The following is a 13,564-nucleotide window of genomic DNA, read 5'->3' as shown; positions in this document are numbered from 1 at the left end:
TATAACAATGAACAACAGTGAACCGTCTGCCGTGTCATTGCCGTTGTCCCGGCGTGCGCAACGTCTGCGCGCACCGGGCACGTCCAGCATGCGCAGCAAAGCCAATGCCTTGAAAGAAGCCGGCGTCAATGTGATCAATTTTGCCGCCGGGGAATTGTCCTTCGATGCCTGCCCGGCCATGAAAGCCGCGGTGAGCGATGCGCTGGCCAATGCACGCAACCGCTATACGCCGCCCATCGGCCTGCCCCAACTGCGCCAGGCGCTGGCGCAGCAGGTCACTCAGCGCTGCGGGGTGAATTACGCCGCCGATGAAGTGGCGGTGACCGCCGGTGCCAAGCAGGCGCTGTATAACGCCGCGATGGTGCTGCTCGATCCGGGGGATGAAGTCATCGTTGCGGTGCCGTACTGGGAAACCTTCCCCACCCAGATCCAGCTGGCCGGTGGCGTTCCGGTCTATGTCGATACCGCTGCGGATGACTACCGCCTCACCTGCGCGGCGGTGGAAAACGCCCTGACCCCACGCACCCGCATGATTGTGATCAACACCCCGAACAATCCGACGGGCACGGTTTATCAGCGTGAACAACTGTTGGGGATTGCCCGGCTCGCGTTCGAACACCGGCTCTGGGTGGTGTTCGACGAGTGCTACCGCAAGCTGGTGCGCACGCCCCATGAACATCACAACATCGTGTCGCTGTTTGCGCCGCTCAAGCACCAGACGGTGCTGGTCGATTCGTTTTCCAAGAGCCACGCGGTCACTGGCTGGCGGGTAGGGTATGCGTGCGCACCCGCCCCGGTCATTGCCGCCATGCACAACCTGCAAGGGCACACGACGTCCAACCCCAGCAGCCTGTCCCAATACGCCGCACTCGGCAGCCTGATGGCTGACGCGCCGCACTTTACCCAGCAGGTCAATGCCTTCCTCGACCAGCAGTTGCTCGCAGCCTGCACTTGCCTGGGGCATGTGGATGACATTACCTGCGCCCCGCCGGAGGGCGCGTTCTATCTGTTTATCGATGTGTCACGCAAATTGGGTGGCCGCTACCTGGGCACCGTTATCCGTGACGTCGACCACCTGGCCGATCTGTTATTGACCGAGGCCCATATCGCGGTGGTGCCCGGCTCCGGCTGTGGCGACCGCAACAGCATCCGCATTTCCTACGCCGTTGAGCATGAAGCGTTGATCGAAGGCCTTACGCGCTTTGCCCGCTTCATGTCAGAAGTCGTTGCGCATTAACCCCACCCAAAAGGATATGAGCCGTGGAAAATCTGAGCCGCCAATTTATCGGGTACGTGAACCAGGCACTGGTGGATGTCGAGGACCGACATTTGGCCCAGGCCCTGCTCAGCGGTTTCAACAGCCAGCCCGCCGAGCTGGACAGGTACTGCGAGACCTATGTCGACATGACCTCCAGTAACTGGAGCGAGTCGTCGCTGTGTACGTTCTTCTGTGGCTGGCGCAGCCCGGACGGCGCCGCCCATGCCGTCTCGAGCATCATCGTGCGTATCCTTCAGGAGTCGGCATCCCTGGCCGATGACGCTCGGCTGAAGATGCTCGAAGCGGCGGCCCACTGTGGGGAGATCATCGTCGAGGACATCGGACTGGGCGAAATGCACGGGCATCCGCACCACTCCAAGCTGTATTACAGCATGGCTTCGGCGATCTGCGGCTCGGATGAATGGCGCCTGCAGGACAAGTTCCTGGACCCGATCACCAAGGAGTTTTCCGGTTGGGTCGGGGAAAAACGCCCGTTGGCGCCGCAGCTCATCGAAGCGCTGGAAATGATGGCCATGACGGAGTTGTTCAACACCGGCGAGTACAACCTGATGACGCCGTTATGGAAACAATGGTTGCGCGATGTGCGCGGGTACAGCGCCGGTGAGGCCAGCCGCGTGGCGAGCTTTCTCAGCGTGCACTGCGGCAACGTGGAAGCGCGCCATTTCAGGCATGCGGCAGAGGCGTTACGGCTTTACGCCAGCGCCACCGGGCAGGCTGTGGATTACAGCCGTATCGCGCAGCTATCCAGGGAGTACGTGGCCAGGGCCTGTGAACATCTGCAGAAAATGGCATCGGTACTCAAGTGTGAACAGCCCGCCTGGGATTGAGCTGTCCGATAACTCCCGTTGTGCCGCTGACATGGAGCCTGAACCTATGATGGATACCGACGCGCGCCGACGCCCTCTGTCGGCGCTACTGGATAGCAATCGTTGCCTGCGCGTACTCGAAGCCCATAGCCCGATATCGGCATTGCTCGCGCAGCGCGCCCGGCTGGAAATCAGCCCAGGGCATACGGTGGGGTATGACGCCATCTGGTCGAGTTCGCTGACCGACTCGACCCAGCGGGGGTTACCCGATATCGAGATTCTTTCGCCCAGCAACCGCTTGCCCGGGATCCGCGAAATATTTGATGTGTGTTCGCTGCCGCTGATATTCGATGCCGATACCGGCGGCAAGGCCGAGCATCTCGCGATTCATATCAAGATGCTGGAGCGCGCGGGCGTCTCGGCGGTGGTGATCGAAGACAAGTGCGGCTTGAAGAAAAACTCATTGTTCGGCACCGAGGTCGACCAGGCGCAGGAGTCCATCGAGGTATTTTGCGCCAAGCTCCAGGCCGGCTGCGCCAGTCGCACTGGCGCAGGGCTGATGCTGATTGCGCGGTGTGAAAGCCTGATCCTGGATCGCGGCATGGAGGAAGCGATGGCGCGGTGCCTGGCGTATGTGGAGGCGGGGGCGGATGGCATCATGATCCACAGTCGCAGGCAGGATGGCCTGGAAATCCTTGAGTTCGCCAGGCAGTTTCGTCTGCAACGGCCCAAGGTTCCGCTGATTTGCGTGCCGACCAGTTATGTTCACCTGAAATTCGAGGTGCTGGAGCAGGCTGGTTTCAACGCGGTGATTTATGCCAACCATATGTTGCGCAGTGCCTACCTGGCCATGCGCGATACCGCTTTGGGCATACTCGCCCATGGCAGGACGCTAGAGCTGGAGCCGCGCTGTCTGGGCATCAACGAGATACTCGATCTGGTGCCCGGGACGCGGTAATGCGACACGCGGGGCTGTCGTCCAACCGTTCACTCATTGGTGCATGTGGCGGGTTGGAATCCCTGTTTCAGGGCGAAATACGCCAGTTATTTATAGAAATGCACCATTTAAATTCATAAAAGCGACATTTTGCCCTGTCACGGTGCGAAATGAATTGATAAAGTCCGGCTCAATCTCTGTTTAACAACAATCAATTTGCCGAGACTTTTCATGCACGAATCCGTCGAATCCTTCCTTGCCCGCCTCAAGAAACGCGACCCCGACCAACCGGAATTCCATCAGGCCGTAGAAGAAGTCCTGCGCAGTCTGTGGCCGTTTCTTGAAGCCAACCCCCACTACCTGACCTCGGGCATTCTGGAGCGCATCTGCGAGCCGGAACGTGCGATTAGCTTTCGGGTTTCGTGGGTGGACGATCAGGGCAAGGTCCAGGTCAATCGCGGTTTCCGTATCCAGATGAACAGTGCCATCGGCCCTTACAAAGGCGGTTTGCGCTTTCATCCTTCGGTGAACCTGGGCGTGCTGAAATTCCTCGCCTTCGAGCAAACCTTCAAGAATTCCCTGACCTCACTGCCCATGGGCGGTGGCAAAGGCGGCTCGGACTTCGACCCCAAGGGCAAGAGCGACGCTGAAGTGATGCGTTTCTGCCAGGCGTTCATGAGCGAGCTGTACCGCCATATCGGGGCCGACGTGGACGTACCGGCCGGTGATATCGGCGTGGGCGCCCGTGAAATCGGCTTCCTGTTCGGTCAGTACAAGCGCCTGAGCAACCAGTTCACCTCGGTGTTGACCGGCAAGGGCATGACCTACGGCGGCAGCCTGATCCGCCCGGAAGCCACGGGTTTTGGCTGTGTGTACTTCGCTGAAGAAATGCTCAAGCGCGACGGCCTGCGGGTCGAAGGCAAGCGCGTGGCAATCTCCGGTTCGGGCAATGTGGCGCAATACGCGGCGCGCAAAGTGATGGACCTGGGAGGCAAGGTGATTTCCCTGTCGGACTCCGAAGGCACGCTGTACGCCGAAAGTGGGTTGACCGAGGAACAATGGTCAGCCCTGCTGGCGCTGAAAAACGTGCAGCGCGGTCGCATCAGCGAACTGGCTGAGCGTTTCGGCCTGGAATTTCGCCAAGGCCAAACCCCATGGACGCTGGCGTGCGATATCGCGCTGCCCTGCGCCACCCAGAACGAACTCGACGCCGACGCTGCCCGCACGCTGCTGCGCAACGGCTGCATCTGCGTCGCCGAAGGCGCCAACATGCCGACCACCCTTGAAGCTGTGGATATCTTTATCGAGGCAGGCATTCTGTTCGCGCCGGGCAAGGCGTCGAATGCCGGCGGCGTGGCCGTCAGTGGCCTGGAGATGTCGCAGAATGCCATGCGCCTGCTGTGGACCGCCGGCGAGGTGGACAGCAAACTGCACAGCATCATGCAGTCGATCCACCATGCCTGCGTGCATTACGGCGAAGAAAATGGCCGGGTCAATTATGTGAAGGGCGCGAACATCGCAGGCTTCGTCAAAGTTGCCGAAGCGATGCTGGCCCAGGGCATCGTCTAGACCCCGGGCTCGATACGCAACACTTCGATCAACTGATCGCCGACGGGGCGCTGCCACAGCACCTCGTCCCCCACCTGGGCGCCGAGCAGCGCGCGCCCGAGGGGCGAACCCCAGTTGATCAAGCCTGCGTTGGCATCGGCCTGATCTTCGCCGACCAACTGAATGCGCTGCTGCTCGTCCTGCTCGTTGGCGAAGGTCACCCAGCTGCCGATCTGTACTTTATCGGTAGAGGTGGCCGGCGCCACAACCTGGGCGCTTTGTACCCGCTGGTTGAAGTAGCGCAAATCCCGCTCAAGGTCGGCCTGGCGTTGCTTGTCAGCCTTTTCGCCCTTGGCGGATTCGGTGCTGTATTCCTGCTGCAACTGCGCAACCTTGGCCTGCAACTGCTCCAATCCCTGCGCGGTCAAGCGATTGGGTTGCTCGCTGACTTGACGCTCCACCGGCTGATCAGCCTGGGCGGCGGCGTTATCTTCATTAACAAAAGCTCGGCTCATGACGTTCTCCCTCAATGGAGCTTGGGCCATGTTCACCGCGCGATCGTTCCCACGCTCTGCGCGGGAATGCCGCCCGGGACGCTCCGCGTTCGCTTCTAACGCGGCGCGCTATTGCGAGCGATAAGCCTTGGCCGCATCGCGATCCTTCTCCTGCTGCCATTCGTGCTCGCGGTCATCCCTGCGGTTGTCCTGGTAGTCCCGCAGCTCCTCGTTCTCGCGCATGGCCTTGCACTGGCGGAAACCGTCTTCCCAGCCTTCGGCGTACTGCCGGTCTTTCAGATAGCGGGGCACGTTCTTGCGAAACTCCCCGGTAATCACCCCAGCGGCCTGGCGACCACTGCTGCAACCGTCGTCGAAGCCATCGGCAAAGGCGGGCGGATAACCTTTGGCCAATAAGTCTTGGTGGGTCGATTGGCAGCCTGACAACCCCACCACCACACACAGCATTAGCGCAGACCGCCACATGGCGTACTCCCTGGCCGATTTACGGCTGATAGGGGGAAGTCTAGTCAGGGATTTGTCAGATGTGTGTGAAAGGGCAGTCGGCGGGATGTTGGCTGTGCAAAATTATTTCTGGCTAGGCACAAACCAAATGTGGGAGGGGGCTTGCTCCCGATAGCGGCGTGTCAGTCAGCTGATTTCTAGCTGACCCACCGCTATCGGGAGCAAGCCCCCTCCCACATTTTGATTTTCATTCGGCTTGAATCAGTAGTGGTACCACTTCACTTCGAGCATCACTTCATTCACCGGTGTCGACAAGTGGCTGTACTCGCGCTGGGCGCTCAGGCGCAGGCCCAGGTTGCGTGACAATTCCCATTGCTGGTTCAGGCTGATGCTGCGCCGCACTTCGCCATTGGTGAAGAAATCACCCTTGGCTTCCAGGCTCAGGTTGCCCAGCGGGTTCTTCCACAATAGGCCGGTGTTGAAGCCGGCGGCGGGGGAGATGGCTTCGCTGAAGTCATTGTTGTGTTCCACGCGCACCGTGCCGAGGGCGAAGCCGAGCATGTCGTCGCTCAACTGCCAGGTGCCGCCCGCGCCGCCGTTGACGTGGGCGACCAGGGTTTCGTCGTCGTGTTTACCCGGTACGCGCTCCAGGCCACCGGTGACTTGCCATGACCAGGGTTGCAGCAAGGCGTTGCGTGGGGTCAGGGAGCGGATGGTGGCCAGGTCCAGTTGCTGCAATTGCCAGTGATTGCCTTCGTACTGGCGCAGTTTCATCTGCAGGATTTCGATTTGTGCGCCCAAGGGGAAGCCTTCGGCGTTGTCGTTGAGGTCGTGATAGGCCATGCGCAGGCCGTATTCGCCGAAGGCTTTGTCGCCACGGGTGCCAATGCCGGCCTGCCAGGTGCGCGATTCGTGGCCGTTCTCGGGCAGGCCGGGCGGGGTGATCTTCAGGTCGGGCGCAGGGTTCTGGTTGATCGCACGCAGCAGTTCGAAGCTGCGCTGAGAGCGTGCAGTGTCGCGCTCCAGGCCGTTGGCGCGGTAGCGGCCGAGGCGATAGGCAGCATCGATGATCAGTGCCTGGCGCTCGCGGGGCAGGGCTTTGAAGGCCGGCGCCTGCAATTGCTGCTGGTCATCGCTGATGTTGAGCGCCCACTGTTGCTCATCGCCGTCAAGCGGTTTGGCACGTTCCAGCAGTTCGCGTTCACGGGAGGGGCGATAGTCGATCTTTTCCACCAGGCCCGCTTCCTTGACTGCCTTGACGGTGTCGGTGGGGATCGCCGTCAGCGGGAACTGCTCGGTCAGGCGCAGGCCGGGGCGCGCCACTTGCAGCAGTTCCAGCAGGCGATAGGAGCAGTTTTCATCGAAGAAGAAGTAGTCGAACTGGATCTGCTTGAGTTCCCACACGTGCTCGACCATGCGCTTGGTCTCGACTTCGGTGAGGTTCAGGCGGTATTCCCACAGGTCACGGTTTTCCAGGCTGCGGTATTCGGAGAGTTTTTCCTGGTAGGGCACCAGGGCGAACAGGCCGGGGTAGCCGCCCATCAGGCCTTTCCAGGCATACAGAATGCTGTTGTCCGAGCCTTCGATATAGGCGCCGAAGTTGATCGCGTAGCTGAGCAGGGCGGTGTTGTTGCTTTGCACGTCCGCCTGGTCGATGCGCAGCAGGGTGTGACCGAACATCGACGACGGGCTGTTGAGGTACGCCGCCGGGAAAATCATCACCGCGCTGTGGGGCGCGACGTCCGTGAACCATTGTTTGAATTCCTTGCAGTCCACGGCGGGCAGGTCGGTCAGTTGCAACTGGTCCTTGAGCCAGCGGGTGCGTGCGGGATAAACGCATTGGGCGTGCTTTTCACCCAGGCTGGCCGGTGCATACAACGCATCCACAGTGGCCTTGAGTTCGGCGTCCGGATGATGCGCCCCGTCGGCGGCGAGAAAGAATTTCTTGTCGCTGACATAGCTGCGCCAGCCACTGATCTTGCCGGCTTCGTAATGGCCCAGTGACAGCCAGAACGGGTCATTGGCCAGTTGCTGCAAACGTTGATCGTCGAGGTGCGGTGCCGCATGCAGCGGGGCGCAGGCGAAGAAAGCCAGGCAAGCGAGGCGTTTGAGCATGGGGGCTACTTAAGTCGGACTGAAAAAAAGACCCAAGGGGGGCAGGTCGAAAAAACAAAACCCGCGCCTCGAAAGGCGCGGGTGGGTCGAGCTTAAGCCTGGGTAGCGTATTTCGCCAGACGGGCATCACTTTTCAGTACGGCAATGGTGTTGTTGTGCACGTCGTCAGCGGTCACGTCAGCCTTGCTGAAGATCTGCTGGAAGTGCTCGTGGGTCACAGCCGCGAAGTGCTCGCGATCTTCCGGCGCCACGCCCAGAACCACGGCGTAGGTAGTCAGCGCTTCGCCGTTACCCTTGGCCATGTCTTCGGACAGCTCGTTCATCATGCCATTCATGGCAATCCAGGACTTGCCGCCGTAGGTCAGGGAGCTGTTGGTGCTGCAACCGTTGGTGCCCGAGGTCATGCCGAAGGTGGCGTTACCCGAAGTACCGTTGGTGGTGGAGGCCAGGAAGTGGGCCGGAGTACCGCGCTGGCCTTCGAACAACATGTTGCCCCAACCGCAGTTCGGGCCACCTGGTGCTTCTGCCATTGCATTGAGGGAGACGACGGTGAAGAGAGTACCAAGAAGGATCCGTTTCATAGCTTTGTTCTCTTTGTGTGCAAACCAATGGACAAGGGTTCAGGCGCTTCGCAGCACCCTAGGGGCCAGTTATTAGTCCAACCCGCGCAGTTTGGAGTTTAGGCACGTTCCCGGGGTTCCGTGATTTTTTATAAAACATTCAGTCTCGAACGATTTTTTTGTACGCCGCGCATGCTGTCTATGCTTTCCCGAAAGCGCGCCTTGCCAGAGCGCGCAACCGAGAGCCAGAATGCCCCCATCTGCCCCGCCTGATGTAAGGAAGCCCGATGCCTGATCCTGTTGCTGCCAGCTTGCGTCTAGCGCCCGAAGCGCTGACTCGCCCTTTTTCCGCTGAACAGTTCAGCTTCTCGACCACCAATGATCTGGAGCCCTTTCGCGGTGTGCTTGGCCAGGAACGTGCAGTTGAAGCATTGCAGTTCGGCGTGGCAATGCCACGTCCCGGTTACAACGTGTTTGTCATGGGCGAACCCGGTACCGGTCGCTTTTCATTCGTCAAACGTTACCTGAGGGCCGAAGGCAAGCGCCTGCAAACCCCGTCGGACTGGGTGTACGTGAATAATTTCGATGAGCCGCGCGAACCGCGCGCCCTGGAATTACCGGGCGGCGCTGCGGCGGCGTTCATCGCCGATATCAACGGGTTGGTCGACAACCTGGTGGCGACCTTCCCGGCCGTCTTCGAACACCCGACGTATCAACAGCGCAAAAGTGCCATCGACCGGGCATTCAACCAGCGTTACGACAAGGCCCTGGACGTGATCGAGCGTCTGGCCCTGGAAAAAGACGTGGCGCTGTACCGCGACAGCTCCAACATTGCCTTTACCCCGATGCTCGATGGCAAGGCCTTGGACGAGGCCGAGTTCTCGCAGCTGCCGGAAATCGACCGCGAGCGTTTCCACACGGATATTTCCGAGCTGGAAGAGCGCCTCAACGAAGAGTTGGCGAGCCTGCCGCAATGGAAGCGTGAGTCGAACAATCAACTGCGCCAGTTCAACGAAGAAACCATCACCCTGGCCCTGCAGCCTTTGCTCGCACCGTTGTCGGAAAAGTACGCGGAAAACGCCGCCGTCTGCGGTTATCTGCAGGCCATGCAGGTGTATCTGCTCAAAACCGTGGTCGAGCAATTGGTCGACGACGCCAAGACCGACGCCCAGGCCCGCAAGCTGCTGGAAGAGCAGTACTGCCCAAGCCTAGTGGTGGGCCATCCGGTCAACGGCGGCGCGCCGGTGGTCTTCGAGCCGCACCCGACCTACGACAACCTGTTCGGCCGTATCGAATACAGCACCGACCAGGGCGCGCTTTACACCACTTATCGCCAACTGCGCCCAGGCGCATTGCACCGTGCCAACGGTGGCTTCCTGATCCTGGAAGCGGAAAAAATGCTCAGCGAGCCGTTTGTGTGGGATGCGCTCAAGCGTTCCTTGCAATCGCGCAAATTGAAGATGGAGTCGCCGCTTGGCGAACTCGGTCGCCTGGCCACCGTCACGCTCAACCCGCAAATGATCCCGTTGCAGGTCAAGGTGATCATCATCGGCTCGCGCCAGCTGTACTACGCATTGCAGGATGCCGATCCGGACTTCCAGGAAATGTTCCGGGTGCTGGTGGACTTCGACGAAGACATCCCGATGGTCGATGAAAGCCTGGAGCAGTTCGCCCAGTTGCTCAAAACCCGCACCTCGGAAGAAGGCATGGCGCCGCTGACGTCGGATGCGGTGGCGCGGCTGGCGACCTACAGCGCACGCCTGGCGGAACATCAGGGCCGTTTGTCGGCGCGCATTGGCGATTTGTTCCAATTGGTCAGCGAGGCGGACTTCATTCGCCACCTGGCCGGCGATGAAATGACCGATGCCGGGCATATCGAGCGCGCGCTCAAGGCCAAGGCCACGCGCACCGGGCGCGTGTCGGCGCGGATTCTCGACGACATGCTCGCCGGGGTGATCCTGATCGACACCGCCGGCGCCGCCGTAGGCAAGTGCAACGGGCTGACGGTGCTGGAAGTCGGTGATTCGGCGTTTGGCGTACCGGCGCGGATTTCCGCCACGGTATACCCCGGCGGCAGCGGTATCGTCGACATCGAACGTGAGGTCAACCTCGGCCAGCCGATTCACTCCAAGGGCGTGATGATCCTCACCGGTTACCTGGGCAGCCGTTATGCGCAGGAATTCCCGCTGGCGATCTCGGCGAGCATCGCGCTGGAACAGTCCTACGGTTACGTGGACGGCGACAGCGCGTCCCTGGGCGAAGCCTGCACCCTGATCTCGGCCTTGTCGAAAACGCCGCTCAAGCAGTGCTTTGCCATCACCGGCTCGATCAACCAGTTTGGTGAAGTGCAGGCCGTGGGTGGGGTTAACGAGAAGATCGAAGGCTTCTTCCGCCTGTGCGAAGCGCGCGGTTTGACCGGTGAACAGGGCGCGATCATTCCCAAGGCCAACGTGGCCACGCTGATGCTCGACGAAAAGGTCTTGCAGGCCGTACGCGACGGGCAATTCCATATCTACGCGGTACGCCAGGCGGATGAAGCGTTGAGCCTGCTGGTGGGCGAGGATGCCGGTGAACCGGACGCCGAGGGGCAGTTCCCGGAAGGTACGGTCAACGCCCGCGTGGTGGAGCGTTTGCGCGCAATTGCGGAAATGATCAGCGAGGAAGACCTGAAGGAGGCGGAAAAGGAGCTGGCGCAGCAGGCACTGGCTGAGGCCAAGCCCAGCTGATCCCTGAAGCTTGATGGGATCAAAAATGTGGGAGGGGGCTTGCCGCCTCCCACATTTAGATACGATACGATCATTCCCACGCTCCCGCGTGGGAATGTACCCCGTGACGCTCTGCGTCACTTGTGCGCAATTACCGAAACTTGCAGCGGTGGCGGGACGCGGAGCGTCCCAAGAGGCATTTCCACGCAGAGCGTGGGAACGATCAACTGATCCGCCGCCATCGGGAGCAAGCCCCTTCCCACATTTAGTTTTGTGGGTGCCATTAAATTGACGACCGTCCGCAATCCAATGCCGTTGGTCCCTACCACCTTGGTCTGTCGCGTTTTTATTCTATTCTGAGGATCAGGGATATCCACAGGAGTCGCAGGATAGAAACAGCCTTGCCTTTGCGTTGGGGCTGAACGCCGATCTACCGAGGGTCGCCGCCATGCCGCGCAACCTTTGCCTTACCCGCCAGTGCCTGGGCCTGGAAACCCGTATCGAATGCTCCATTCGCCCGCTCGCCGGGGAAAACGGGTTGTGGACATTATTGTTCGCCGCCGGCATGTCGGGCGAACAGCCTTCCACGGTCAAGTCCCAAGGCCCGTTTCACGGGCCATTCATGGCAGAAACCATGTTGGGCTCCATCGTCGACAACCTGACCCTGCATGGCTACGAGCAATTGGACGAGCCGCAGATCTGGTGCCTGCACCTGCAGGCCCATCTGCGCCAACTCAACGGCGGCCAGGAGCAACTGGCCCTGTAATCGGGCTATTTGCTTTCCGGTTTGTCCAGCTTGACCTCGAAACCATATTGCACGGTGTCGAGGTCGGTGCGCTGGTAGCTTTCCAGGGTGGTCGGCTGGCCGTAGAAATAATGCACGTCAAACAGCGCCGTGCCGTACTCCTCGGCGCGGTGGCTCACGCCGAGAATTTCCTTGAGGTAGTTGCCGCTGCCGTCCTTGGCGTAGAAGCGCCAGCTGTCGGCGGGAAACACGCGCTGGTCGACGATCAATGCGTTGTCCTTGAGCACCAGGCCTTTGGGCAGTTCGCTGGTGTCAATCGAGGCTTTCTCGATGGTGGCGAGGAACAAGGGCACCGAGCCGACCACAAACGCCGGGGTTTCCGGGAACAGGTTGAGGTCGTAGGTCAGCGTGCCACTTGCCGCATTCATCTCGAACGCCTCGGTGGGCAACTCGATGGGTTCGCCGCGCTCGCCTTTATCGTCGGCCGTGAAAAACGTGATCGGCGCGTCGCTGTTGTTGCGCTCGGCGCCGACCAGGTCGTCATTGAAGGTGAAAGGGTGGTCGAACACGATTTTCGCGGCACTGGCGTCGTCGGTGGACTGGCTGATGGTGACGCTGCTTTTCAATTGTTCTTCGGTCAGCGAGGCATCTTTGAGCCAACTGGCGGCAGCGTCGTCATACACTGTGACCGGCATCGGCAAGGGCTGCACGGTTTGTTGCAGACTGTTTTTGTCGAAGCGCATCACGGGCAGGTCCAGCTCCTTGCGGGTTACCGTGGTCTTGGAAAAATCCAGCACATTGACCTGCAGGGTGTCGATCAATCCGTTGAAGTACACCTTGGCGTAGTGGCTCTTCTGTGTGTGTTCGAAGGCTTTTTGCGCGTCGGTGAGTTGTTTTTCGAACGCCTCGGACCAGGCCTTCTGTTTTTGCATCTCGGCCAGCTGCTTTTCATAGAACGCCACTTGCGCGGCATTTTCGTTGATCGAGCCTGAGCGCGTGAGAAATTGGCCGGTACCGTCCCGGGCCTGTACCAGCAGCGGGTTGGGCGAGTCGTCGCCCAGCTCTGCGGCCAGGGGCGCGCTGTTGGTCAGTTCAAGCTCGGCGTAATTCTTGTCCAGCGACACCAGATTGAGGGTGATATTGCCCTCGGTGCGCGGGTGGCCGAGGTCTTTTTTCGACAGGTCGAAGGTCAGCACCTTGCCTGGCGCAGCAACCTCAATCGCACCTTTGAGGCTGACAGGCTGCGGCTGGCTCTTGTTTTCCGTCTCGATGCCCTCGATGAACGGGTAGGTCACCGTCAGGTCGTCGGGGTTGGTCAGGTTGGAGCTGCTCGGGCTGAGCTGGATGCCGGGGTCGGTTTCCGACCATTCGGGCTGGAAGGGAATGACTTTGTTGTTGCTCAAGGTCACCGACTGCCATTCCAGGCCATGGGGAAAGGGGAACTGGTCAGGGGCGTTGAAGGTGAACGGGAAGACCGGCTGCAGATCCGTCAGGTAGTCGGAATGGGAGGCTCTGCGCAGTACGAACAGGCCGTTGATATAGGTGTCCACCAAGGCCTGGGGTGTGGGGTAATGCTTGAGCAGGGCCAGCGTGTCTTCGCCGTATTCGGCTTCGATGGGCTTGGCGGCGAGCTTGAGGCGTGCACGTTCGAGCAACAGCAGCGAGCCGCCGAGGTCGGCGATGGCGTCGCGCAGCTTGGGGTCCTGAATGCTGTCCAGGGACTGTTCGAACTGGCTGGTTTTCTCTTCGAGGGTGGCCTGCTTCTGCTCTTCTTTGGGGGAGCAGCCGCTGGTCATCAGCAACGCCGCGCACAGGCCGAGAGTGGCCAAAGGGGATCGCACATCCATCATCAGAGTCTTCCTGTCCGACATCATCGAGCCGAGTTGAGGGGCTCGACACTAGCAGAAAAA

Annotated in this window: 11 protein-coding genes; 6 read left to right on the top strand and 5 right to left on the bottom strand. The window is 60.4% G+C overall.

Going from position 1 to position 13,564, the window contains the following annotated elements; genetic code table 11:
• Nucleotides 1-7 precede the first annotated feature (7 nt).
• The 4 genes from C4J92_RS22795 (at nt 8) to gdhA (ending at nt 4,591) form a co-directional block, all read left to right on the top strand.
• Nucleotides 8-1,237: a pyridoxal phosphate-dependent aminotransferase gene (locus C4J92_RS22795; RefSeq protein WP_124405332.1), complete on the top strand. Its 1,230-nt coding sequence runs from the start codon at nt 8-10 to the stop codon at nt 1,235-1,237.
• A gap of 23 nt (nt 1,238-1,260) precedes the next feature.
• On the top strand, nt 1,261-2,106 hold the full coding sequence (locus C4J92_RS22790) for a hypothetical protein (RefSeq protein WP_124405331.1): 846 nt from the start codon (nt 1,261-1,263) through the stop codon (nt 2,104-2,106).
• 46 nt (nt 2,107-2,152) lie between these two features.
• Entirely contained in the window at nt 2,153-3,043 is an 891-nt protein-coding gene (aepX, locus tag C4J92_RS22785; protein ID WP_124405330.1) for a phosphoenolpyruvate mutase, read from the top strand.
• A 210-nt stretch (nt 3,044-3,253) separates the two neighbouring features.
• Nucleotides 3,254-4,591: an NADP-specific glutamate dehydrogenase gene (gene gdhA, locus C4J92_RS22780; RefSeq protein ID WP_124405329.1), complete on the top strand. Its 1,338-nt coding sequence runs from the start codon at nt 3,254-3,256 to the stop codon at nt 4,589-4,591.
• On the opposite strand, the gene C4J92_RS22775 is transcribed toward gdhA, so the two are convergent.
• From C4J92_RS22775 to C4J92_RS22760, 4 genes are all read right to left on the bottom strand, one after another.
• The gene (locus tag C4J92_RS22775) at nt 4,588-5,085 is read right to left on the bottom strand and encodes a GreA/GreB family elongation factor (protein WP_124405328.1); all 498 of its coding nucleotides are present in this window, start codon (nt 5,083-5,085) and stop codon (nt 4,588-4,590) included. The genes gdhA and C4J92_RS22775 overlap by 4 nt on opposite strands.
• A 108-nt stretch (nt 5,086-5,193) precedes the next feature.
• Nucleotides 5,194-5,550, bottom strand: a complete 357-nt coding sequence (locus C4J92_RS22770) for a hypothetical protein (protein ID WP_124405327.1) — start codon at nt 5,548-5,550, stop codon at nt 5,194-5,196.
• A gap of 240 nt (nt 5,551-5,790) precedes the next feature.
• The gene (locus C4J92_RS22765) at nt 5,791-7,644 is read right to left on the bottom strand and encodes a DUF4105 domain-containing protein (RefSeq protein ID WP_124405326.1); all 1,854 of its coding nucleotides are present in this window, start codon (nt 7,642-7,644) and stop codon (nt 5,791-5,793) included.
• A 92-nt stretch (nt 7,645-7,736) separates the two neighbouring features.
• Complete coding sequence (locus tag C4J92_RS22760) at nt 7,737-8,225, bottom strand: DUF3015 domain-containing protein (RefSeq protein WP_124364474.1); 489 nt, start codon at nt 8,223-8,225, stop codon at nt 7,737-7,739.
• A gap of 266 nt (nt 8,226-8,491) precedes the next feature.
• Between C4J92_RS22760 and C4J92_RS22755 the strand changes: the two genes are divergently transcribed.
• Both C4J92_RS22755 and C4J92_RS22750 read left to right on the top strand, forming a co-directional pair.
• A complete protein-coding gene (locus C4J92_RS22755) occupies nt 8,492-10,930 on the top strand; it encodes a Lon protease family protein (protein WP_124368409.1) in 2,439 nt (812 codons plus the stop codon).
• 427 nt (nt 10,931-11,357) lie between these two features.
• On the top strand, nt 11,358-11,675 hold the full coding sequence (locus C4J92_RS22750; protein WP_124405325.1) for a hypothetical protein: 318 nt from the start codon (nt 11,358-11,360) through the stop codon (nt 11,673-11,675).
• 5 nt (nt 11,676-11,680) lie between these two features.
• Here the strand turns inward: C4J92_RS22750 and C4J92_RS22745 are convergent, their stop codons facing one another.
• Nucleotides 11,681-13,504, bottom strand: coding sequence for a hypothetical protein (locus C4J92_RS22745; RefSeq protein WP_124405324.1), 1,824 nt, complete (start codon nt 13,502-13,504; stop codon nt 11,681-11,683).
• Between the last annotated feature and the right edge of the window lie 60 nt (nt 13,505-13,564).

Origin of the sequence: Pseudomonas sp. R3-18-08 (assembly GCF_003852065.1) — a bacterium.
In the GTDB taxonomy this organism is placed as follows: domain Bacteria; phylum Pseudomonadota; class Gammaproteobacteria; order Pseudomonadales; family Pseudomonadaceae; genus Aquipseudomonas.
Note: the sequence above shows the minus strand (reverse complement) of the source record. Positions and strands in the feature narration are given on the sequence as shown.

Coding starts and splice junctions, on each gene's coding strand:
- C4J92_RS22770 (WP_124405327.1), bottom strand. CDS start 5,550: ATGTGGCGGTCTGCGCTAATGCTGTGTGTGGTGGTGGGGTTGTCAGGC.
- gdhA (WP_124405329.1), top strand. CDS start 3,254: ATGCACGAATCCGTCGAATCCTTCCTTGCCCGCCTCAAGAAACGCGAC.
- C4J92_RS22760 (WP_124364474.1), bottom strand. CDS start 8,225: ATGAAACGGATCCTTCTTGGTACTCTCTTCACCGTCGTCTCCCTCAAT.
- C4J92_RS22775 (WP_124405328.1), bottom strand. CDS start 5,085: ATGAGCCGAGCTTTTGTTAATGAAGATAACGCCGCCGCCCAGGCTGAT.
- C4J92_RS22755 (WP_124368409.1), top strand. CDS start 8,492: ATGCCTGATCCTGTTGCTGCCAGCTTGCGTCTAGCGCCCGAAGCGCTG.
- C4J92_RS22745 (WP_124405324.1), bottom strand. CDS start 13,504: ATGATGGATGTGCGATCCCCTTTGGCCACTCTCGGCCTGTGCGCGGCG.
- aepX (WP_124405330.1), top strand. CDS start 2,153: ATGATGGATACCGACGCGCGCCGACGCCCTCTGTCGGCGCTACTGGAT.
- C4J92_RS22765 (WP_124405326.1), bottom strand. CDS start 7,644: ATGCTCAAACGCCTCGCTTGCCTGGCTTTCTTCGCCTGCGCCCCGCTG.
- C4J92_RS22750 (WP_124405325.1), top strand. CDS start 11,358: ATGCCGCGCAACCTTTGCCTTACCCGCCAGTGCCTGGGCCTGGAAACC.
- C4J92_RS22795 (WP_124405332.1), top strand. CDS start 8: ATGAACAACAGTGAACCGTCTGCCGTGTCATTGCCGTTGTCCCGGCGT.